This is a genomic window from Citrobacter sp. Cpo089 (assembly GCF_030332695.1).
Lineage (GTDB): Bacteria > Pseudomonadota > Gammaproteobacteria > Enterobacterales > Enterobacteriaceae > Citrobacter > Citrobacter portucalensis.
In genome coordinates this window covers 28,484-47,560 of record NZ_JAOWHJ010000076.1, presented here as the reverse complement: position 1 = coordinate 47,560, position 19,077 = coordinate 28,484, and the positions used below count along the sequence as shown (strand labels likewise).

Here is a 19,077-nt window from a genome sequence, read left to right as displayed (position 1 = left end):
GCATGTTGTTAAAAAGCAGGCGACTTGCTGTCCGCCGCTGGCTAACTTCGCTCAGCTGTCGAGGTTTCGTTTCGATGGATTGATAATAGCGATGAGTATTGTTTATAGCAATACGTATTGATATTAATTAATAGCAATTGCTATTATCGCGTTGATAGCTAAAGGAATTTAATTTTGTAAAAGTTGCATGTTATGCTCATAAAAACATCGAGAGGGCGGTATTCATGGAACTGGATGATGAGAGAATTAACTTGATGGCTCACGCTGCTGGGCGTGCGGTGATGGAGTTATGTCTGGCAGATTTACCTGTGACTCAGCAAGCTATAATCGACAAGCTGGAGCAGTACCGAAAGGAAACCGGCAACGTGATCGGTAAAGGGATTAACAGAGATGCAGCGGAGATCGTGCGAAAAGGAAGGAAAGCAATTCAGTGAAGAACCCGGCCAGAAAGCCGGGATGGATAACCAAGTCGTTAATCAGCCCATCCTGATTTCGTATTAATCGCTGATTCGGCCATGGTGTATTTCTGAACCTTGTCATCTTTGAAGAGGATAGTTAGCTCTTTCTTGGTGCCGTTCGTTCCGTTATGGAAAAGGCCATAGAACGGAATGAAGGTGGTGCCGTTTACTTTTACCTTGGCGAAGGAATACTTCCAAATCTCATTGCCGCCATCGGTATAGGACACTGCATCTGGTGATCCAAATAAGCCCTTCACCTCCGCTTTCGTCGTTTTACCTTCTTGGATTTTGCTCTGGACGCTAGTCTCGGTTTCGTTTTTCAACTGCTGGTTACCAGAGGATGCGCAACCGACAAGAGTAACAGCCAAAGCAGCTGCGATAAGGCACTTTTTCATTCTATTTCCTTTGCTGTGTAAGCGTCTAATGATGAAGCTAAAAATTTCTAACCGTGCTTTCTGTATGTCTGAGGCATGCTCCCAATCACTTTACCGAACACCAGTATCCTATTCATTTCTTCTTTTTCGATCGGATCCCATGGGCGATAGGTCTGGTTGTCTGAGATGACCAACAGCTTATCTTTCATCTTCTGCAGGCGCTTCACGTGGGATGTGTCATCGTAGATGAAGGCGTAGATCCCATCGCCATCAAAGTGCTGAACGCTGATATCGACGAACAATAAGTCGCCAGGCTCAATGGTTCCGGACATGCTATCGCCGCGAACATTGATGATTCTGATCTGCTCCGCCTTCCTGCCGTTGAACATCCGGCGGGCATCTTCGACTGAATATTCCACGGATCGTAGCACCTCTACAAACTCGCTGTTGATGGCTCCTGGCCCAGCGCTTACGTAAAAGTCTAGCGCTTCAATGCGGAAAGTGTCAGTAGGTCCCGGCTCGGTTTTTGGCTGAGAAATTGCGGGCATTTGACCATCGTCACGCATCGGGCCAGCTCCGGTTGAAAGCCACTCAGAGCGAACGCCAAGCGCATTGGCAATCTCAACGATTTTAGTTGAGCCGCGGGCATTGCCACTGGTCAGCCGCCAGATGGTGGGCTGAGCAACGCCAGACGCCTTAGCCAGAGCGCCCTGAGACATGCCAGATAGTTCCATCGCCTGATTCAGGCGTTCTGCAAGAGTTTCTTTTTTCATGAGTTTAAATTTATACGCTTGCGTATTGATGGTCAAAACACGTTTAGCTATTGCCTAAATCAATACGCATTGCTATTATCAATTCACACCAATACTCATAGGAATTGGAATATGACGAACAAAACCATCCAGCGCGCCATTGATATCGCTGGTAGCCAGAAGAAATTAGCCGACCTTTGCGGTGTGGCGCAGCCGACGGTATGGCGCTGGTTGCACGGTGGCGGCATTGATGCCCGCTACGTAATGAAGATTGTCAATGCAACTAACGGCAAGCTCAAACCAGCAGATATCCGTCCAGATCTCGCCCAGCTGCTTGGGGCGAATAACACAGCCGCTTAACGGCGGCCTAACCACGAAAGGGAAAGCAATGCATTCACTTGCGTATCAACAAGGTAACAAATTTTCGCCAACGGCGATGATTTACCAGAATCGCCGGGAGCCTGATTCCGCGGCGTTAAACATCGATGGGATCCGCGCTGCTGTTCGCGCCTGGGCAGCTGACTGCCGCAGCCGTGAATTTGTCGCAGCGCTGATTGTTGAAGAGTGGCGGGCAACCGGCGGCACCGGTCTTGATATCCCGACTGACTCGCACCGCCAGATGCAGAAGGTATTCCGCTGGATCGACGGCGATACCGAATATGCGACCAACAACATTCGCCAGCTGGCACCGGCAATCATGGCCGTCCTGCCGCTGGAGTATCGAAACCGCCTGGCGCCGCAGAACGACACCATGTCGCTGATCGCCTCTGCGATGAAAGAGTGTGCAGAAGCCAAGCAGGCCGTGCTGCTGGACGCTCCAGAGCATCAGAAGCTGAAAGAGGTAAGCGAGGGTATAGCGTCGCTATTCCGCCTCATGCCGGAGCAGGTAGGCCCGCTGATGACGATGGTGACGTCGATGCTGGGGGTTATGTGAGAGGAACCAGAAAAGAAAAAGCCCTTGAAGCGGTCACTTCAAAGGCCTTCCAAACACTGTGTTACGCCAAGTAACGGGAGTAAGTATGTCAAACACCGCAGAAATTCTCAACTTTCCCGCTGTAGTTTCGGGAATACAGGAGCAACGCGTGGCCGATACAGACGATGGGTACACCCGTCTGGCAAACGAGTTGTATGAGGAGCTTATCGGCGCGAACCTGACCAAAAATCAGGCCAAGGTAGCTCATGCTGTTTGCCGCAAAACCTATGGGTTCAACAAGAAGATGGACCGCATAGCAGACTCACAACTTTCTGAGCTGACCAGACTACCTCGCCAGAAGGTTAACGCTGCCAAAAACGAACTCATTGCGATGAATGTTTTGGTGTCCGACGGCATGCTGATCGGGCCCAACAAAAACCTGAGTGAGTGGGTAATTCCGGGCACTAAGCCTGCGCCAAAATGTCACCATAGTAGTGACTGTCACCATGGTAGTGACAGTGTCCCTACGGTGGTGACAAAAAGTGTCACCAAAACAGTGACAACCCTGTCACTAAAATGGGGACACACAAAAGACACTATTACAAAAGACAATAAAGACAATATTAATAAACCCCCTAAATCCCCCAAACCGGCTTCGTTCGATCCGGCTGGTGTTGACCTTCCTGAATGGCTGTCAGTTTCAGTCTGGAAGTCATGGGTCGATTATCGTCGTGACCTGAAGAAACCGATCAAGTCTCAGCAGACGGTTACCCAGGCCATCAACCTGCTCGAGCGTTGCAAGTGCAGCGGATATCAGCCTGAAGAAATTATCAACCAGAGCATTGCTAACGGCTGGCAGGGTTTGTTTGAGCCTAAGGGCGCCAAGCAGCCTTCCCGTACTCCGTCACGCGTATCTGAGAACTTCGCTGGCAAAGACTACGGCCAGACTGAAATTCCTGCATGGGCGAGGGACTGATCATGACGCTGGATGAAAAAATAACGCAACTCGAGAAAAACCTCGAAGAGCTGAGCAAACCGCCAGTTGAGATTGAAGATACTCAGGTCACTATCGCTACACAGACCTGCGAGAAGCATGGCCACTATGAGTGCAGGACCCGGACATACCCGAACTCACTCATCAAGATTCCGCCTCGTTCAAGCATCTGCCCGGGCTGCCTTAGCGACGAGTTGATCCGCCTTCAGGGTGAAAAAATTCGTAACGACGAAGCCGCGCGCAAAAGAAATATCGATCTGCTGCTGGACGGACTGAACATCCCGGCGCGCTTCGAAAACTGCACGCTGCAGAACTATGAGCCAGTGAACGACGACGCAAAACGCGCACTTAAGGTATGCCAGGCGTATGCAAGCCGTTGGCCAGAGCGTTTGCAGAAGGGTGGCGGCCTGGTGATGTGTGGAAAGCCTGGAACCGGCAAGAACCACCTCGCATTGGCTATCGCCCGGCATGCAATCACCGAGCACCAAAGCTCAGCTGTGTTCACCACCGCGCTGAAAATTGCCAGGGAGTACAAGTCAACCTGGTCGAAGGGGGCAAGCCGTACTGAAGACGAAGTGATCCGTTACTTCACGAAGCCCGACCTGCTGATTATCGACGAGGTCGGCGTGCAGTTCGGAAGCGACGCCGAGAAGCTGATCATGTTTGAAATCATCAACACCCGATATGAGCGTATGAAGCCGACCATTCTGATAAGCAACCAGACCCGGGAAGAACTGGCTGCATTCATCGGCGAGCGCGTTCTTGATCGCATGAGCGACGGCGGCGGATGCACGCTGTCATTCACCTGGGATTCTTACCGCTCCAAGGGGGCAGCATGAAAGGCAAACAGGCAATTCTGCGTTATCTCGAAACGCACCGTACCTTCACTGCGAAGGATGTGGCTGCCGAGTGTGGCATGACCATCAACTGCATCACGAAGAACGCTCTCGAGCTGGAGAAGATCCGCAAGATTGTTCGCGTGAGCAAGATCTGGCGAACGGTTACCTATCGCCTGGCGACACCAGAAGAGCAGGCTGGAACAGCGCGCAGCAGCACTAATGGAATATTCAACGAATGTCGTAACAGCGCGGCTATGCAGCGTGTACTGGCGTTTTACGGGAGAGCATCAGCATGAAACCAACATACGAAGAGCTTGAGCAGCAGGTGCTCGAACTGTCAGTACAACTCGCTAACGCCGAGAGCAAGTGCAGGGAGCTGGCGGCGGAGAATGGGGAGTTGAAATCATACCGGCCTAGACCTGGTGGTCAGGTCATGATGGAAGCGCTGGATGCTTTTGAATCGCAAGACGATTACCCAGAAGGCGGCATGATGGACGCCTTTGAACTGCTTTGCTGCAAGCACGTTGAAACCCCAGCCACCGACGCTTTCCTGGCTGAAGTACGAGCCAGTGCGCTTAACGACTTATGTGCAGCATTTGTTAAACACAAGGAACTTGCTGGTTTAGACGATAGTCAGGAAGTCACAGTATTTGAAGCAACAGATGCTCTTTTTCATTGTGCAGAGCAATTAGACACCCAGCTACGCAAAGGAGCCGCGCACCACTGCTCTCACTGTGGTGGTATTGACACCTGCTCTGAGTGCGGTTGTACAGCGACAGACCAGATGCTTGAGCAGTATCGCGCCAGCAAAGGTGCCGCGCTATGAGCAAACCAACCGATGAAGAAATCATCCAGGTACTTCGTTACCATGGCAATTGCATGACCTATGCGGTCACTCACTGGTTACGCGATAACTACAAGGGCATCAAGACAGCGTATGTACTGCGCCGCCTGAAAAAGCTTGAGGCTCTCGGTGCAGTGAAGCGAGTTAAAAGCAGTTATGCGGTTCAAATCTGCTGGGAGGCAGCCCAATGACAGCACTCAACAAACAGGCGCTGCGTGAAGCGGCGGAGAAGGCGTTACCTGCGATGAAACGCCTGCTAATGATGACTAGCGATGAGTTGTTTGATGAGGCACTGTTAAACGTCGATGGTGATGTTGATGCGGCGAATGCCTTCAGTTTGCTTTCAGGACCAGAAACTATGCTCGCGCTGCTTGATGAACTGGAACATTACAAATCACGTGAAGAACGAGTTACGAAGCTGGTCCTGGATAACTCGACAAGCTGGAATGAACTCTACAAGCAACTGGAAGCCGCAGAGAAGCGCATAGCAGAACTGGAGGCGCGGACAGTGACACTGCCAGATGAGCCTTTCTACCCAGATGGCGATATTGACTGTCCGTTATCCGTAAACCTTGTTGATATTAAAACTGCATGTGATGAGGCTGGAGTGCCGTTGGTTGTGAGGTGTGGGAAATGATAGCAGCTAATTATACCGCCCATTTTTATTGTGACTGTGATGGCTGCACATCAAAACAATGGGGTTCTCCTGATTTCGGTGAGTTCATAGGTAACTCATGGTCGCAATGCGCAAGGGAAGCGAGAAAGTCAGGATGGCGTATCAGTTCTGACAGAACCAGATGCTTTGCGCCTGGACACAAAATATGTCGCGCCGCTGGCATTGGCGTGAAGGGGGAGTGAGATGGCTAAATCAATTATCGTGACAATTGAAATTGATGTTCCTGACGAGGCGACAGACAGAGATATCACTGATTTTGTCGATGTTGAGTACGGTCAGTGTGGATCCATGAAGATGGATAACCCATGCCGTGGTGATGCGGTGGAGATATTCGGCGCCACCTGGGATAAGGACTAACCCATGACAACTAACAACCACTCGGCGAATGGTCCTGTATCACTCGATCGCCTGCACCAGATAAGCGAAATACTCAGCAAAGCAGCAGCACAAAGCGAAGGCGGCAATCTCGGCTACGCAATGGCTGATGCTGTAAAGGTGATTGATGAAGTGCTGGAAGCGAGGAACGCCGAGCCGGTAGTGCTGGATGAAGATCCGCGCGACGCATTCGAGCGATCATTCAAAATGCCGAAGCATGTCACCCGCTGTGGCACTGGATATGCAGTAACGGAGTATTCCGCATGGTTGGCCCATGATTTCATCAGGATGTGGGAGGGCTGGAAGGCCTGCCGCGCCGCCATGCTTCAGGCTAGCAACTCTCCGGTAATTCCGGATGGTTGGGTTATGGTTCCGGTTGAGCCAACAATGGCAATGCTGGACGAGTTCGACTCAATTATTGATTACGGTGCAGAAGACTCAAAGGATGCATGGAGCAGACTGATTGCAGCAGCACTGCAGCAGGAGGTGAGGTCAGCACTTGAACATGGAATGCAGCGTTACGCCGGTGCTATGCAAAAACTGTCAGAAGGGGATAAGTGATGGCTAATCTTCAAATGGCAGTTAACGGTGAATACTTCGACCAGATGAAGTCAGGCGAGAAGACGGAAGAGTATCGCCTGGTGAATAAATACTGGTGTCGCAGGCTATCGCATGGTCACAACCAAAAGCTACCGCGACGATTTGAGCGACTTATTATCACCCGCGGATACCCAAAGCGTGACGATGCAACCCGCAGAATCGACATCCCGTATGACGGTTACGAAATCAAGGTGATTACTCACCCTCACTTCGGGCCTGAACCGGTTAAAGTGTTCGCTATCAAGGTAAATATCAATGGATAAATGTCGCGGTGTTTTAGGCTTTCTGTTCGGTCATTCATATCTTCCTGTAATCACCAGAGGTGCTCCTGCTGCAAATATTGGAGCAATGGAAGGTAGCGGTATGGTCATCATCGAGTTGATAGATAAAACAAGGCCAGAGACGTTTCATGGTATCTACTGCAAGCGCTGCGGGAAGGTGATCAATGGCTAAGTCCGCAGCAGAACGCAAAGCGGCTCAGTGATGTATAATCCCCTCCATAACCCGAGGGGATTTTATTATGTCAGCGAATTTCAGCGAATGCGGTAAGTATCGATACCGCCTTGATCGGAAAATTGGAGTCGCGCTCAAGACGGTAGCGTTCATTGGTATAAACCCATCAATAGCAAATGATGTAGATAACGACAGAACCGTTAACCGGATGTTGGAATTTGCGAAGGAAAATGGAGCAGGCAAGGTCATAGTTGCTAATGTGTTTTCTCTTGTTTCAACAGATATCAATGGATTGAGAACAGATATTCCCCTAAGGGGAAATGAGCACGATTTCCACTTCCAGCAGATTATTAGCGAGGCCGATATTTTAGTTCCGTGCTGGGGGAGTAGAGCGAAGCTGAGGGCGGGTAATAGACATCTCCTGGATAATTGCATGAACTTACTACTGTCTTCTGGGAAGCCAGTCCTTTGCTTTGGGAAAACAAAATCAGGCAAGGACCCTTTGCATCCGCAAAGACTCCCATCAGGTACCAAGCTAAAGGAGTGGGCATTGGATGAGTGATTTCAACATTGCAGCAAAATCGAAAGAAGAGCAGGACAAGGTTAACGTTGACCTTGCTGCTTCAGGCGTTGCCTACAAAGAGCGTCTGAACATACCAGTTATCGCCGAGCAGGTAGCCCGCGAGCAGCCTGAACATCTGCGCGAATACTTCATTGAGCGCGTTCGCTACTACCGCGAGCAAAGCCTGACTCTGCCGAAATCATCCGATCCGCGTTATCTGGATATGGCTGCGCAGAACGAGAAGAAGTAATGGGGCGCTTAATTGTTGCAGGTATAAATTTTTATATGCTGGCAGAAGGTGAATCATACCCAACCCCTAATATCGGCAACAATTACTCCGTTTCTTACGTGGTTTTCCCTTACCAGGGTAAATGGGTTGCTCAGAAGCTTCGTAAAGGTGGTCGCTGGATAGATATCACTGACCAGCGATTCGACACCGAAAACGAGGCTTTCAACTTCACATACGAATACGCGTTTACGCACAAAGACCGCCACAAGTTTTAATCCGAGCACAGCAAGCAACGTTTGATTTCCAATAATCAACCAGCCATAATCACTTCACCAGAGCCTGAACAACTCTGGTGACTTCTGCGCATTTAAGGGGACTTAAATGCGACCACAATCTGAACTCCTCACCTTGTCACAGATGCAGAAATGCACCTGCGATTTTCTGCATTCGTCGTTACCTCTTGGAGGTGGCGTATGAAGCAGCAATATCTCCTCCGTAACACCAACATCCGCGTCAATGTCATCAACGCGATTAACCAGTTGCAGATTGATGAGAAGCGACCGGTCGTCATCGAGATAAAAGAGATGACCCGCTCCATTGACCAGAATTCCAAACTTTGGGCAATTTTGGGCGACGTCAGCGGTCAGGTTGAATGGCACGGACGAAAGCTCTCATCCGAATCGTGGAAGCACATCTTCACAGCCGCACTGGTTAAGCAGGAGGTGGTTCCTAACCTGACCGGTGATGGCTTCGTGGTACTGGGTCAGTCAACCAGCAAGATGACAGTCTGTCAGATGCGCGATCTTATCGAACTGATCCACGCCTTTGGCGCAGAGCGTAACGTCCGTTGGGGAGATGAATCTCGCTTGGCTATGGAATGGGCTTCCCGCTTCGGAGGTCAACGTGGCTAACCTTATCAATCGTGTCATGAATGGCGGCATTTACAAAGTGGCAACTCGCGGCAAGCGTAAGCCGGAACCAAACCCTTCAGAGATCCCAACACTTCTCGGCTATACCGGCGGTCTCGTCGATAAGAAATGGCTGCGCCTCGCGGCACGGAGGAAGCATGGCTAATTTGTGCAAAGCGGCGCGCGGACGCGAATGTCAGGTGCGGATCCCAGGCGTATGTAACGGCAATCCTGAAACATCAGTGCTGGCGCATATTCGCCTTGCTGGCCTGTGCGGTACCGGAATCAAGCCGCCTGATCTGATTGCCACCATCGCCTGCAGCAACTGCCACGACGAGATTGATCGCCGCACCCGCTTGGTCGATGCCGAATATGCAAAGGAGTGCGCGCTGGAAGGTATGGCCCGCACGCTGGTTATCTGGCTGAAAGAGGGGCTGGTGAAAACATGAACCAATATCGTATCTCATTGCCATGGCCGCCGAGTAATAACCGCTACTACCGACATAATCGCGGGCGCACGCACATCAGCGCAGAAGGGCAGGCATACCGCGACAGTGTCTCCAGAATCATCAAAGACTCAATGCTGGATATCGGCCTGGCCACACCCGTAAAAATCCGTATCGAGTGTCACATGCCGGATCTCCGCCGCCGGGACCTGGATAATCTGCAAAAGGCTGCCTTCGACGCGCTGACGAAATCTGGGTTCTGGCTCGATGACCAGCAGGTCGATTATTACAGCGTGAAGAGAATGCCAATCGTCAAAGGTGGCAGGCTTGAGTTAACCATCACCGAGATGGAGTCGGTATGAAACCAGAAACGATCGATATATTACGCATGCGCTGGCAGCGACTCCGTATCTACCGCCGACCGGGTTCCGTGTTGGTAGATTACCGAATCCTTCGTAACTTCGTTCGCATCTATCACTCTGCAGGAGCCGCATAATGAACAGTCAGCAGCTGGAATACGTACGTCAGCAACTCATTGTGGCGACCGCAGATCTGAGCGGGGCGACTAAAGGGCAGCTGGTAGCTTTCGCTGAGAACGCGCAATTCACCGCGACGGCGCGCAGCCGAGGCAGGAAAAAGGTATTCGACAAGGATAAGCAGCGCATGGTCAACCCAGACGGCCCAGCGATGAGTAGCAGTCAGTCCCGCGCCAAGGGCTCGTCTATAGCGCTGGTCAGCCCGGTAGAGTTCGGCACTGCTTCATGGCGACGCGCTGTCCTGTCACTGGAAGAGCATCAAAAATCCTGGCTTCTGTGGAACTACAGCGAGAATATCCGCTTCGAGCACCAGGTGGCGATTACCCAGTGGGCATGGGCAGATTTCCAGGGGCAACTCGGCGCGAAGAAGGTGGCCGGCAAGACTATGGAGCGTCTGAAGAAGCTTATCTGGCTGGCGGCTCAGGACGTCAAAGCGGAGCTGGCGGGTAAGGATGTGTATCAGCATCAGGACCTGGCCGCCCTGTGTGGCGTTAAGCCGGATAACTGGTGTCATAACTACGCCGATTACTGGCGTGCCATGTGCGCCATCTTCAAGCGGCTTGATGGAGAGTCCCTCATCTGCACTGTGAGAACACGATCACAACAAAAGGCGACTTTTTCGCAGCAGGGTATTGCAAAAGTCAATTAAATAAGCCATATTTGAGTCTACTTTGATATGCTGCCTAAATTACATCGGCGGCATGAAGATGATAGTCACTATCCAGTTTGTAAAATGAGCCCTGGCATCCCGCCGGGGCTTTTTCGTTTCAGGGTCAGAAGCACAGCGGTTGTGCGTTCGGCTGTTAACCGAATGGTCGAAGGTTCGAATCCTTCCTGTCCCGCCAAATTCGCCGGTCTAGTTCAGTGGCAGAACGGCAGCCTTGTAAGCTGCGCGTCAGAGGTTCGATTCCTTTGCCCGGCACCAATTTGCCTGTAGCTCAGTGGACAGAGCAGCATCCTTCTAAGATGTCGGTCGCTGGTTCGAGTCCAGCCAGGTGAGCCAAATCCCAGCCAGGGTATCTTCAGCCGCAGAGCTGACATTGCCACACCCTCATATTCCCGCCGCGAGCGGGTTTTTTATTTCAGGCCCCGGGAATCATCATCGATATGTCTCGTTGTTAAATCCAGCCCGAGGGCCTGACCCCTTTCAAACACACAGCTCCCGCATTTACCGCGAGGAGAGAGACTATGAAGATGGACGAAAGATACAGCAACGCGACATACGGCAGCGCTGGTCTTGCGGCTTTCTTTGCCAGCCTGTCATTGCAGGACTGGGGCTTCATCATTGGCGTCGCGTTCAGCATTATCCTCGGCGTCCTGACATACAGGCTCAATAAACGTGAGCAAATGAAGCGCACGAAGATACTGCAGGACATTCTGAACAAGACCGACTCAAGCAACCCATCGGCTACAGCTAAAGTCCTCGCTGATCTCGGACAGAAAGCCCCGAAGGAAATCTGATGAACAGCACATTGCGAAATAAAATTGCTGCCTCAATCGGCGGCGGCGCGATTGCGATCGCAACTGTCATGCTTTCAGGTAAGGACGGGCTTGAGGGTCGTGATTATGTGGCCTACCGGGATGTTGTCGGAGTGCTGACTGTCTGCGATGGTCACACCGGATCCGACATAATCCCCGGCAAGCGATATACCGATAAAGAATGCGATGCACTAACCCGGAAAGATTTAACACGCATTGCAGCTCAGGTTGATCCGCATATCAAAGTGCAGACCACTGAAACCCAGCGAGCTGCAATCTACAGCTTTGCTTACAACGTCGGCGCTACCGCAACCATCAACTCAACCCTGCTGAAGAAACTCAACGCGAAAGATTACGTAGGAGCATGCTCTGAGCTAAAGCGCTGGGTATACGCTGGCGGCAAGAAGTGGAAAGGCCTGATGAACAGGCGCGACGTTGAATATGAGGTTTGTACCTGGAGTCAGAAATGAGCAGGTTAACCGCAATCATTATTGCCGTAGTCGTCTGCATCATCGTGTCGCTTGGATGGGCTGTTAATCACTACCGCGACAACGCGATCACCTACAAAGATCAGCGTGATAAAGCCACGTCAACCATTAATGACATGCGAAAGCGTCAGCGTGACGTAGCTGAGCTCGACGCCAAATACACGAAGGAGCTTTCTGATGCTAATGCAACTATCGAAAGTCTCCGTGCTGATGTTTCTGCTGGTCGTAAGCGCCTGCAAGTCGCCGCCACCTGTGCAAAGTCAACGACCGGAGCCAGCGGCATGGGCGATGGAGAAAGCCCAAGACTTACAGCAGATGCTGAACTCAATTATTATCGTCTCCGAAGTGGAATCGACAGGATAACCGCGCAGGTTAACTACCTGCAGGATTACATCAACACGCAGTGCCTTAAATAAGCAAAATTGAAAAATATTTCAGTTGGTCATGTCTATTTATAACTATTCAATTCAACGAATATCTATTTATTGAGTGATTATATCTATCTGAATTTAAATGATTTAATCAAGCCTCGCGATTGCGGGGCTTTTTTATTCCCGCAGTAAACCGCGCATCGCAGCGCATGACAATCCCGAGTCTTTCAGAAAGCTGAGCCTGAGAACTGCCGTATATGGTGGCGACCATCTCGGGGCGGCTTTTCTGTGCGAACAGGCTCATCTTTCTAAAAGGTAAATCGCAATGACATACCCAACAGTGATCGTAAATGGCGTCTCCGTCCGTGTGGACGAGAAGGGAAGATATAGCCTGAATGACCTTCATGCCGCCGCTGTTCTGAAAGGAGAGGCTACTGAGTCGCAAAAGCCAGGTAAATTCATCCGTAGCGCTTCAGTGAAACGGTTTGTTCAGGCGCTGGTAGGCAAAGGACAAAAATGTCCTATGGAAGATAACCCGGCACTTAGGGTAATCCGAGGTGGTGACGAGCCCGGGGTATGGGCTGCAGAACTGCTCGCTATCCGATATGCAGCCTGGATTAAGCCGGAGTTTGAAATCCGCGTTTATGAAACCTTCCGCGAGGCCGTGCTCAACGGGCTTAGCAATATGAACAGACTCAACCGCCTCGACTTACTGATCGCCAATGAGACCAAAGAGGTCAGTGCCTGCGCCCGGGCAATGAACAAGTGGGGCGTCGGTGGCCGCAAGAAACTGCTCAACTGCGCGCGTGATCGGATCGTCAGCCAGATGGATCCTGATATGGTCACGCTGATGGAAGCGAAAGCTGGGTAACCGGCTCAAAATTGAGCTCGTCGGCAAGAGAGCCACTTTCACAACGGCTCTCCATTACAAAGCTCATCTGCGGGTGGGCTTGATAATGAAACTCTCTGCTGATAATGATATGACATTAAAAGTAGCTATGGAGTTGTGGGAGTTATGAGTCGCGTGAGTGCAGATTTGATTGAGAAGGCCAAAAAAGTAGTAAATGGGCCGCAAAACGAAAGTGAAATAATAAAAGTAGCGCTCGAATATTATATCAAAATGAAAGCCGGAAGGCGTTGGCAACAAGACGATGTAGATGCTTTCGTAAGTCAAATTGAGCAACTCCAAGCAGGGGAATATTTTACCATTAAGGAACTAATTGATGACTGGGAAGAACTGAATTCCTCTAGCCAAAAAACGCTAGGGAAAAAGTTATCTAAATACTCGAAAGGTTCGAAACAGGTTAAGAAAACAGGTAAGTCCGATACCAATCTACAAGGTTACCAAAAAATATGATTTGTATTTTCCTCGAATCATAATCAGTCTCGTTGCCGCCTCCGGGCGGTTTTTTATTGCCATAAAAATGAGTAGGCTTATTGTAATGGCAATATCCCTTATAGCGGATAACCAACCTAATATCCCCACAAGCGGATAAAGAGGCTCTCAATGTCCGACATCTACCAAATCACTCTAACCACCCAAACAGGCGAAACCTTCACGGGCAAGATGTCACGACGTCAGCCTGAGCTGGTTAACGGCTTTGTGCCGCTGGCGACGGAGACTGGCGAGTGGCTTTACTTTGCTCCGGCCGATGTGAAGCGCGTGCAGTTCACGCCAGTACCTGCAGAGGAAACACCGGCAGAAACCGAGGAGCCCGAATCATGAAGAGCGCATTTATCCCTGTTACCCTGAATCTGGATGTTTCAGTTGCGGGAGAAGAGGCTCAGGCCGTAGCCAGCGAACTGTTGCGCCGAACCAATGGCCTTAGCCCGCGCATCTCTGAAGATGAGGCGCTTCGCATCCTGCTGGTCGACGTGACCCGGGATTACCTGAAGGCCAAGAGCAAGGCAGAACAAACAACGGAGTAATCCATGGCTAACGATGACGAGCGCAGGCCATATCCGCCAGTCAACTTCATCGACTCCGACAACTGGCAGCCATACACCAGGTTGATCCCCGCCAATGAAGTGCATGAGTGGATAAGCCAACAAATCCTCAGCGATAGCGGAAGCATACATAATCCTGATCACGCCCATTTAATTGAAGCTGATTTGTGCTTTATGTGGGCTTCAGAATCGTTCGCGAAAAAAGGTCGATATATTCTTGGTCAGGCCGAACAGGTAATGTTCCGCGCGGGCGGCTGGCAGAAGGCAAGAATGGAACAGCAGATGTATGAATGGTTTGGGCGCATCCCGAAGTTCATCATCACGTTGGCCGCCGATTATTGTTCACAATGCAGCGACCTCGAGTTCTGCGCATTGGTAGAGCATGAGCTTTACCACATCGCCCAGGCCACCGATGATTTCGGAGCGCCTAAGTTCAACAAAGAGACCGGGCAGCCAGTGCTAACACTGCGCGGTCACGACGTCGAAGAATTCACTGGTGTCGTACGTCGATACGGTGCCAGCAAAGAAGTACAGGAGCTCGTTGATGCGGCCAATGCGCCAGCAGAAGTTGCTCAAATCGATATAGCCAGGTCATGCGGGACGTGCATGTTGAAGCTGGCGTAACGCTTTATTCAGATTGTCATGGAGGTAGCCTGTGGCAGCATTATCGACAGAGGTTAAAGCCTTCATCGTTCAATCGCTGGCCTGTTTCGAAAGCCCGGCAAAAGTCATTGAGCTTGTAAAGGCTGAATATGGCATCGATGTCTCACGGCAGCAGGTGTCGCAATATACGCCAGGAAATGCAATGGCGGCTAAGTTGAGCCAGAAGTGGATCGACCTGTTCAACGGCACCCGCGAACGCTTCCAGAATGAAATCTCCGATATCCCGATTGCTAACAAGGCATATCGTCTCCGTGCGCTTGACCGGATGATGACCCGTGCCGAGGGCATGAAGAATATGGCGCTAGCGGCTTCGCTGATGGAGCAGGCCGCTAAAGAGGTTGGCGACGCGTACAGCAACAAACAGAAGGTCGAGCACACCAGCCCGGACGGCAGTATGTCACCGAGACCGACGACGATTCGCCTGGTAGGAGTTGACCCAGCCAATGGAAAGCCAAGTTGACCTCCAGATACCGGCCAAGTTAGTCCCCGTATTCGCGACAGAAGGCATCCGCTATCGTGGTGCGCACGGTGGGCGCGGTTCGGCAAAAACGCGCACGTTTGCACTAATGACCGCCGTAAAGGCTTACCAGGCGGCAGAGGCCAATATAAGTGGTGTGATCCTTTGCGCCCGCGAATACATGAACTCGCTGGAAGAGTCCTCCATGGAGGAGATCAAGCAGGCTATTCGCTCCGTTCCGTGGCTTGATGATTACTTCGACATCGGCGAGAAATACATCCGGACAAAGAACCGCAGAGTCAGCTACGTATTCTGTGGTCTTCGCCATAACCTCGACAGCATCAAATCCAAAGCACGAATTCTTGTAGCCTGGGTTGATGAGGCCGAATCGGTATCCGCTACTGCATGGAAAAAACTTCGCCCGACAGTTCGAGAGGAAGGCTCTGAGATTTGGGTCACCTGGAACCCGGAGAAGGACGGCAGCGCCACCGACAAGCTCTTCAGAAAGAATCCGCCAAAAAGCTCGATGATTGTCGAGATGAACTATGTGGACAATCCATGGTTCCCTGCGGTGCTCGAGGAGGAGAGACAGGAAGACCTGGCAAACCTCGATTACGCAGACTATGCGTGGATCTGGGAAGGAGCTTACCTCGAAAACTCCGACAAGCAGGTGCTGGCAAACAAATACGTCGTGCAGAGCTTCGAAGACGATCTCTGGCAGAAATCAGAGCGCTTGTTGTTCGGCGCCGACTTCGGATTCGCGAAGGACCCCAGCACGCTCATTCGCATGTTTATCCTGGATAACAACCTCTACATCGAATACGAGGCTTACGGGAACGGCGTTGAGCTCGACGACATGTGGAAGTTCTACGCCGGGAAAACCGACGCCACGCCGAAGCAACTTATCGACTGGAAGGTTACCGATGAGGCTAAATTCCCAGGCATCCCTGAAGCGCGAAAATGGCCCATCAAAGCCGACAACTCTCGTCCTGAGACTATCAGTCACATCAAAGGACAGGGTTTCAATATCTCTGCCGCTCAGAAGTGGCAGGGTAGCGTAGAGGACAGCATCACCTGCCTGCGCGGGTTTAAGAAGATCATCATCCATCCACGCTGCAAAGAAACAGCGAAAGAGGCGCGGCTTTACTCGTACAAAACAGACCGCATCACTGGCGAAGTTCTGCCGGTTATCGAAGACAAAAATAACCACTGCTGGGATGGCGTCCGGTACGGTCTCGATGGGTACATCAAGCACAAAGCGCAAGTCGGCGCAGTATTCTTCTAAGGAGCATCGCCAGTGAGCGAACAAGATAACGGCCTTCAACTGGCTGTGAACAACCTCGCCACTGAAATGCGGCGAGCGAATTACCTGAATGCCATCGGCACCGGTGGCGGGAACACAAAGCGCCCGACGCTCTATCAGGAGTTTGGCTACCCGCGCACTATCACCTTCAACGACTTCTACAACATGTACCGCCGCAATGCCGCTGGCTTTGCTGTGGTGCATCGCCTGCTGGATGGTTGCTGGCAGGACTATCCAGTCATTGTTGACGGTGATGAAGCGCAGGAGGCGGAGAAAACAAACGCCTGGGAAAAGAAAGTCACCAAGTTCATGAAGAAGCTGTGGCCGAAGGTGAAGGATGCCGATCGCCGCAATATGGTCGGGCGTTACTCCGCGTTGCTTCTTCAGGTGAAGGACAACAAACCCTGGAACGAGCCAGTAGATAACAAGCTGGTGAAATCCCTTGGCGAGTCAGCGCTGGTAAAACTTATCCCGGTATGGGAACCGCAGTTAACTGTCGCCGAATGGGATAACGACCGTCAGTCAGAAACGTTCGGCCAGCCGAAGATGTTCAACTTCAACGAGCAGCCGGTTGGCGATGAGCAATTCGTCGGCCAGCTGCGCGGCGAACCGGTGCACCCGAGCCGCGTCATCCTCTTCTGCGAAGGATCTGAAGACGACAACGTTCTGTCCGGAATCCCGCTGCTGGAGGCTGGTTTCAACAAAGGCCTCGATATCGAGAAGATTTCTGGCGGTGGCGCTGAGGGCTTTCTGAAGAACGCTAGCCGTCAGATTGCCGTCGAATTCAGCAAAGAAACCGATATGGCTACGCTGGCAGACCAGGCTAAGAAGGCTGGCTATGCCGATCTCGGCGAGGCAATGGGCGACAAGGTCAATAAGCTGAACCGCGGCACCGACGCGGCGGCCGTGATGCAGGCCGGTCAGATGCACGTTCTGAGCGTTACGCCCGGCGACCCGGGCCCGACCTGGGAAGTTACCGCTAACGAACTGGCTGCCTCCGTACAAATACCGTTCACCATTCTGTTCGGTCAGCAGACCGGGCGCTTAGCGAGTGACGAAGATAAAACAGACTGGGCTATCCGACGCAACACGCGCCGCAATGGCTTCATGACTGACCGCATTACCGCTCTGCTTGAGCGCTTCTGGACACTTGGCATCATTGATCCGCCGACAAAAGGCGAGGTCACCATCTCGTGGAGCGACCTTCTGGCGCCAGGCGAGAAAGAGAAGATCGAGAACGCATCTAAGCTGGCCGACATCGTGCAAAAAACCACTGGCTTCTATGGCGGTGAGCCGCCTGTTACAGCCAATGAGCTGCGCGAAGTGGTTGGGCTTGACCCGCTGCCGGAGCTAAAAGAACCACCAAAACCTGACGATAAGGTGACTACCGATGATCCACTGGCCGATGACACCAGAACAGGCGGCAAAGGTGGGCCTGCCGATAGTTCCGCGCAGCAAGGTTGACCCGACCCGATCGGCAAAGCAGGTTACCGCGATGTATCGGGATATCGAGGAACGGTATCTCGGCATCAAACGCGCGCTGAAAGCTCTATTCGACCAGCGCCTGACCGGGCGAGAGCGAGAGGTAAACAGCCATGACTGGCATTTCCTGTGCCACGACAACGGCGCGGATATGCGGCTCTACCAGGTCAACGCCGGCAAGTTCATATACGACATGTCGGCGCAGGAACTGGCGGATTTGCTGGAGGCGGTGCAGTCGATTCTGGATGATTACCTGCTTGATGGTGGTGAGCAAAACCTGTGGGCGATGGATTACGTCGTCGCAGAAGCGCAGCGCGGCACGCTGGAGGCGTTCAACAACCTTTCGCAGCAGTCGCAAGTGTACGCCAGTCAGACGACGTTACAGCAGCTTTTAAGCAGTCCCGGTCATCTTAACCAGATATCGGCGGCCAGACTGACAACGTTCAGCGACTGGAAGGTCATCAGCGATACAGCCCGCGGCGACCTGACCAATGTCATCACCGACGCGGTAGCGCGCGGCGTGAATCCTCGCGAAACGGCCAGCGTAATCAGTGAGCGCCTCGATGTCAGCATGTCGAAGGCGAAGAACATCGCTCAGACTGAGCAGGTCGGCGCGCTGCGGCAGGCGCAATGGAACGAAACTGACTGGGCGGCTGACAGGCTGGGGCTGAGTACCGGACTGCTGTGGTTGTCAGCGCTCAAACCTACGACGCGCACCTGGCACGCCAGCCGTCACGGAAAGGTCTACACCACCGAAGAGGTGCGGGACTTCTACGCAGAGAACGGTAACCGGTATAACTGCTACTGCAGCCAGATTCCGGTACTGCTCAACGACGACGGCAGCATTTTCAATGAAGGGCTGGCCGATAAGCTGGCGAAAGAACGCAAACAGTGGACCGCTAAGGAGGCAGCATGATCTTGGTAATTA

Annotated in this window: 37 protein-coding genes and 3 tRNA genes; 38 read left to right on the top strand and 2 right to left on the bottom strand. The window is 52.0% G+C overall.

The window, feature by feature from the left end; genetic code table 11:
• Positions 1 to 224 precede the first annotated feature (224 nt).
• Positions 225 to 434 carry a hypothetical protein gene (locus OGX92_RS22195; RefSeq protein WP_100134961.1) on the top strand — a complete coding sequence of 70 codons (210 nt, stop codon included), beginning with the start codon at positions 225 to 227 and terminating at the stop codon, positions 432 to 434.
• A gap of 38 nt (positions 435 to 472) precedes the next feature.
• Here the strand turns inward: OGX92_RS22195 and OGX92_RS22190 are convergent, their stop codons facing one another.
• The gene (locus tag OGX92_RS22190; RefSeq protein ID WP_040117292.1) at positions 473 to 853 is read right to left on the bottom strand and encodes an SEN1984 family lipoprotein; all 381 of its coding nucleotides are present in this window, start codon (positions 851 to 853) and stop codon (positions 473 to 475) included.
• Positions 854 to 900: 47 nt separating this feature from the next.
• Positions 901 to 1,605 carry an XRE family transcriptional regulator gene (locus OGX92_RS22185; protein WP_286587096.1) on the bottom strand — a complete coding sequence of 235 codons (705 nt, stop codon included), beginning with the start codon at positions 1,603 to 1,605 and terminating at the stop codon, positions 901 to 903.
• 111 nt (positions 1,606 to 1,716) lie between these two features.
• Here OGX92_RS22185 and OGX92_RS22180 point away from each other — a divergent pair, with 111 nt between their 5' ends.
• The 37 genes from OGX92_RS22180 to OGX92_RS22000 all read left to right on the top strand — a co-directional run bounded on the left by OGX92_RS22180 (position 1,717) and on the right by OGX92_RS22000 (position 19,065).
• Entirely contained in the window at positions 1,717 to 1,944 is a 228-nt protein-coding gene (locus OGX92_RS22180; protein WP_040117293.1) for a helix-turn-helix domain-containing protein, read from the top strand.
• Positions 1,945 to 1,972: 28 nt separating this feature from the next.
• Positions 1,973 to 2,518 (top strand): toxin YdaT family protein, encoded by a 546-nt coding sequence (locus OGX92_RS22175; RefSeq protein WP_045344953.1) that lies wholly within the window; start codon positions 1,973 to 1,975, stop codon positions 2,516 to 2,518.
• An 85-nt stretch (positions 2,519 to 2,603) separates the two neighbouring features.
• A complete protein-coding gene (locus OGX92_RS22170) occupies positions 2,604 to 3,473 on the top strand; it encodes a replication protein (RefSeq protein WP_286587092.1) in 870 nt (289 codons plus the stop codon).
• Positions 3,458 to 4,330 (top strand): ATP-binding protein, encoded by an 873-nt coding sequence (locus OGX92_RS22165; protein ID WP_286587090.1) that lies wholly within the window; start codon positions 3,458 to 3,460, stop codon positions 4,328 to 4,330. Before OGX92_RS22170 ends, OGX92_RS22165 begins: the two co-directional genes overlap by 16 nt.
• The gene (locus tag OGX92_RS22160) at positions 4,327 to 4,626 is read left to right on the top strand and encodes a protein ren (protein ID WP_286587089.1); all 300 of its coding nucleotides are present in this window, start codon (positions 4,327 to 4,329) and stop codon (positions 4,624 to 4,626) included. Before OGX92_RS22165 ends, OGX92_RS22160 begins: the two co-directional genes overlap by 4 nt.
• Positions 4,623 to 5,156 (top strand): hypothetical protein, encoded by a 534-nt coding sequence (locus tag OGX92_RS22155; protein WP_286587087.1) that lies wholly within the window; start codon positions 4,623 to 4,625, stop codon positions 5,154 to 5,156. The genes OGX92_RS22160 and OGX92_RS22155 overlap by 4 nt, the downstream gene beginning before the upstream one ends.
• Entirely contained in the window at positions 5,153 to 5,365 is a 213-nt protein-coding gene (locus OGX92_RS22150) for a hypothetical protein (RefSeq protein WP_198579588.1), read from the top strand. The genes OGX92_RS22155 and OGX92_RS22150 overlap by 4 nt, the downstream gene beginning before the upstream one ends.
• A complete protein-coding gene (locus OGX92_RS22145; RefSeq protein WP_286587084.1) occupies positions 5,362 to 5,811 on the top strand; it encodes an ead/Ea22-like family protein in 450 nt (149 codons plus the stop codon). Before OGX92_RS22150 ends, OGX92_RS22145 begins: the two co-directional genes overlap by 4 nt.
• The gene (locus OGX92_RS22140) at positions 5,808 to 6,032 is read left to right on the top strand and encodes a hypothetical protein (protein ID WP_234113492.1); all 225 of its coding nucleotides are present in this window, start codon (positions 5,808 to 5,810) and stop codon (positions 6,030 to 6,032) included. The genes OGX92_RS22145 and OGX92_RS22140 overlap by 4 nt, the downstream gene beginning before the upstream one ends.
• A gap of 1 nt (position 6,033) precedes the next feature.
• The gene (locus tag OGX92_RS22135) at positions 6,034 to 6,207 is read left to right on the top strand and encodes a hypothetical protein (RefSeq protein WP_286587083.1); all 174 of its coding nucleotides are present in this window, start codon (positions 6,034 to 6,036) and stop codon (positions 6,205 to 6,207) included.
• Between the two features lie 3 nt (positions 6,208 to 6,210).
• A complete protein-coding gene (locus OGX92_RS22130; protein WP_286587082.1) occupies positions 6,211 to 6,786 on the top strand; it encodes a hypothetical protein in 576 nt (191 codons plus the stop codon).
• Positions 6,786 to 7,088, top strand: coding sequence for an ASCH domain-containing protein (locus tag OGX92_RS22125; RefSeq protein WP_286587081.1), 303 nt, complete (start codon positions 6,786 to 6,788; stop codon positions 7,086 to 7,088). Before OGX92_RS22130 ends, OGX92_RS22125 begins: the two co-directional genes overlap by 1 nt.
• Positions 7,081 to 7,278: a hypothetical protein gene (locus OGX92_RS22120; protein ID WP_286587080.1), complete on the top strand. Its 198-nt coding sequence runs from the start codon at positions 7,081 to 7,083 to the stop codon at positions 7,276 to 7,278. Before OGX92_RS22125 ends, OGX92_RS22120 begins: the two co-directional genes overlap by 8 nt.
• Positions 7,279 to 7,345: 67 nt before the next feature.
• Entirely contained in the window at positions 7,346 to 7,840 is a 495-nt protein-coding gene (locus OGX92_RS22115; protein ID WP_032943664.1) for a DUF1643 domain-containing protein, read from the top strand.
• On the top strand, positions 7,833 to 8,090 hold the full coding sequence (locus OGX92_RS22110) for a DNA polymerase III subunit theta (protein ID WP_286587079.1): 258 nt from the start codon (positions 7,833 to 7,835) through the stop codon (positions 8,088 to 8,090). Before OGX92_RS22115 ends, OGX92_RS22110 begins: the two co-directional genes overlap by 8 nt.
• Positions 8,090 to 8,344 (top strand): hypothetical protein, encoded by a 255-nt coding sequence (locus tag OGX92_RS22105; protein ID WP_286587078.1) that lies wholly within the window; start codon positions 8,090 to 8,092, stop codon positions 8,342 to 8,344. The genes OGX92_RS22110 and OGX92_RS22105 overlap by 1 nt, the downstream gene beginning before the upstream one ends.
• Positions 8,345 to 8,542: 198 nt before the next feature.
• Complete coding sequence (locus tag OGX92_RS22100; RefSeq protein WP_286587077.1) at positions 8,543 to 8,980, top strand: recombination protein NinB; 438 nt, start codon at positions 8,543 to 8,545, stop codon at positions 8,978 to 8,980.
• Between the two features lie 16 nt (positions 8,981 to 8,996).
• Positions 8,997 to 9,143 carry a NinE family protein gene (locus OGX92_RS22095; protein ID WP_259472355.1) on the top strand — a complete coding sequence of 49 codons (147 nt, stop codon included), beginning with the start codon at positions 8,997 to 8,999 and terminating at the stop codon, positions 9,141 to 9,143.
• Positions 9,136 to 9,426, top strand: coding sequence for a DUF1364 domain-containing protein (locus OGX92_RS22090; RefSeq protein WP_286587076.1), 291 nt, complete (start codon positions 9,136 to 9,138; stop codon positions 9,424 to 9,426). Before OGX92_RS22095 ends, OGX92_RS22090 begins: the two co-directional genes overlap by 8 nt.
• Positions 9,423 to 9,785, top strand: coding sequence for a crossover junction endodeoxyribonuclease RusA (rusA, locus tag OGX92_RS22085; protein WP_286587075.1), 363 nt, complete (start codon positions 9,423 to 9,425; stop codon positions 9,783 to 9,785). Before OGX92_RS22090 ends, rusA begins: the two co-directional genes overlap by 4 nt.
• Positions 9,782 to 9,919 (top strand): YlcG family protein, encoded by a 138-nt coding sequence (locus OGX92_RS22080; RefSeq protein ID WP_088732240.1) that lies wholly within the window; start codon positions 9,782 to 9,784, stop codon positions 9,917 to 9,919. Before rusA ends, OGX92_RS22080 begins: the two co-directional genes overlap by 4 nt.
• Positions 9,919 to 10,608 (top strand): bacteriophage antitermination protein Q, encoded by a 690-nt coding sequence (locus OGX92_RS22075; RefSeq protein WP_286587074.1) that lies wholly within the window; start codon positions 9,919 to 9,921, stop codon positions 10,606 to 10,608. The genes OGX92_RS22080 and OGX92_RS22075 overlap by 1 nt, the downstream gene beginning before the upstream one ends.
• 121 nt (positions 10,609 to 10,729) lie before the next feature.
• Positions 10,730 to 10,804, top strand: a tRNA-Asn gene (locus tag OGX92_RS22070).
• A 5-nt stretch (positions 10,805 to 10,809) separates the two neighbouring features.
• A tRNA-Thr gene (locus tag OGX92_RS22065) sits at positions 10,810 to 10,884 on the top strand.
• Between the two features lie 2 nt (positions 10,885 to 10,886).
• Positions 10,887 to 10,962, top strand: a tRNA-Arg gene (locus OGX92_RS22060).
• Positions 10,963 to 11,147: 185 nt separating this feature from the next.
• Entirely contained in the window at positions 11,148 to 11,420 is a 273-nt protein-coding gene (locus OGX92_RS22055; RefSeq protein ID WP_048224292.1) for a phage holin family protein, read from the top strand.
• Entirely contained in the window at positions 11,420 to 11,908 is a 489-nt protein-coding gene (locus OGX92_RS22050) for a lysozyme (protein WP_286587073.1), read from the top strand. Before OGX92_RS22055 ends, OGX92_RS22050 begins: the two co-directional genes overlap by 1 nt.
• The gene (locus tag OGX92_RS22045) at positions 11,905 to 12,342 is read left to right on the top strand and encodes a lysis protein (protein ID WP_286587072.1); all 438 of its coding nucleotides are present in this window, start codon (positions 11,905 to 11,907) and stop codon (positions 12,340 to 12,342) included. Before OGX92_RS22050 ends, OGX92_RS22045 begins: the two co-directional genes overlap by 4 nt.
• A 280-nt stretch (positions 12,343 to 12,622) precedes the next feature.
• Positions 12,623 to 13,168, top strand: coding sequence for a KilA-N domain-containing protein (locus OGX92_RS22040; RefSeq protein ID WP_286587071.1), 546 nt, complete (start codon positions 12,623 to 12,625; stop codon positions 13,166 to 13,168).
• Between the two features lie 144 nt (positions 13,169 to 13,312).
• On the top strand, positions 13,313 to 13,654 hold the full coding sequence (locus tag OGX92_RS22035; RefSeq protein WP_286587070.1) for a DUF1413 domain-containing protein: 342 nt from the start codon (positions 13,313 to 13,315) through the stop codon (positions 13,652 to 13,654).
• A gap of 150 nt (positions 13,655 to 13,804) precedes the next feature.
• A complete protein-coding gene (locus tag OGX92_RS22030) occupies positions 13,805 to 14,023 on the top strand; it encodes a hypothetical protein (RefSeq protein WP_286587069.1) in 219 nt (72 codons plus the stop codon).
• Positions 14,020 to 14,226: a hypothetical protein gene (locus OGX92_RS22025; protein WP_286587068.1), complete on the top strand. Its 207-nt coding sequence runs from the start codon at positions 14,020 to 14,022 to the stop codon at positions 14,224 to 14,226. The genes OGX92_RS22030 and OGX92_RS22025 overlap by 4 nt, the downstream gene beginning before the upstream one ends.
• Before the next feature lie 3 nt (positions 14,227 to 14,229).
• On the top strand, positions 14,230 to 14,868 hold the full coding sequence (locus tag OGX92_RS22020) for a putative metallopeptidase (protein WP_286587067.1): 639 nt from the start codon (positions 14,230 to 14,232) through the stop codon (positions 14,866 to 14,868).
• Positions 14,869 to 14,899: 31 nt separating this feature from the next.
• The gene (locus OGX92_RS22015) at positions 14,900 to 15,367 is read left to right on the top strand and encodes a DUF2280 domain-containing protein (protein WP_286587066.1); all 468 of its coding nucleotides are present in this window, start codon (positions 14,900 to 14,902) and stop codon (positions 15,365 to 15,367) included.
• Positions 15,351 to 16,649, top strand: a complete 1,299-nt coding sequence (locus OGX92_RS22010) for a PBSX family phage terminase large subunit (RefSeq protein WP_286587065.1) — start codon at positions 15,351 to 15,353, stop codon at positions 16,647 to 16,649. Before OGX92_RS22015 ends, OGX92_RS22010 begins: the two co-directional genes overlap by 17 nt.
• A 12-nt stretch (positions 16,650 to 16,661) precedes the next feature.
• Complete coding sequence (locus tag OGX92_RS22005; protein ID WP_286587064.1) at positions 16,662 to 18,131, top strand: DUF1073 domain-containing protein; 1,470 nt, start codon at positions 16,662 to 16,664, stop codon at positions 18,129 to 18,131.
• Positions 18,058 to 19,065, top strand: coding sequence for a phage minor head protein (locus OGX92_RS22000; RefSeq protein WP_286587063.1), 1,008 nt, complete (start codon positions 18,058 to 18,060; stop codon positions 19,063 to 19,065). The genes OGX92_RS22005 and OGX92_RS22000 overlap by 74 nt, the downstream gene beginning before the upstream one ends.
• The last annotated feature ends 12 nt before the right edge of the window (positions 19,066 to 19,077 follow it).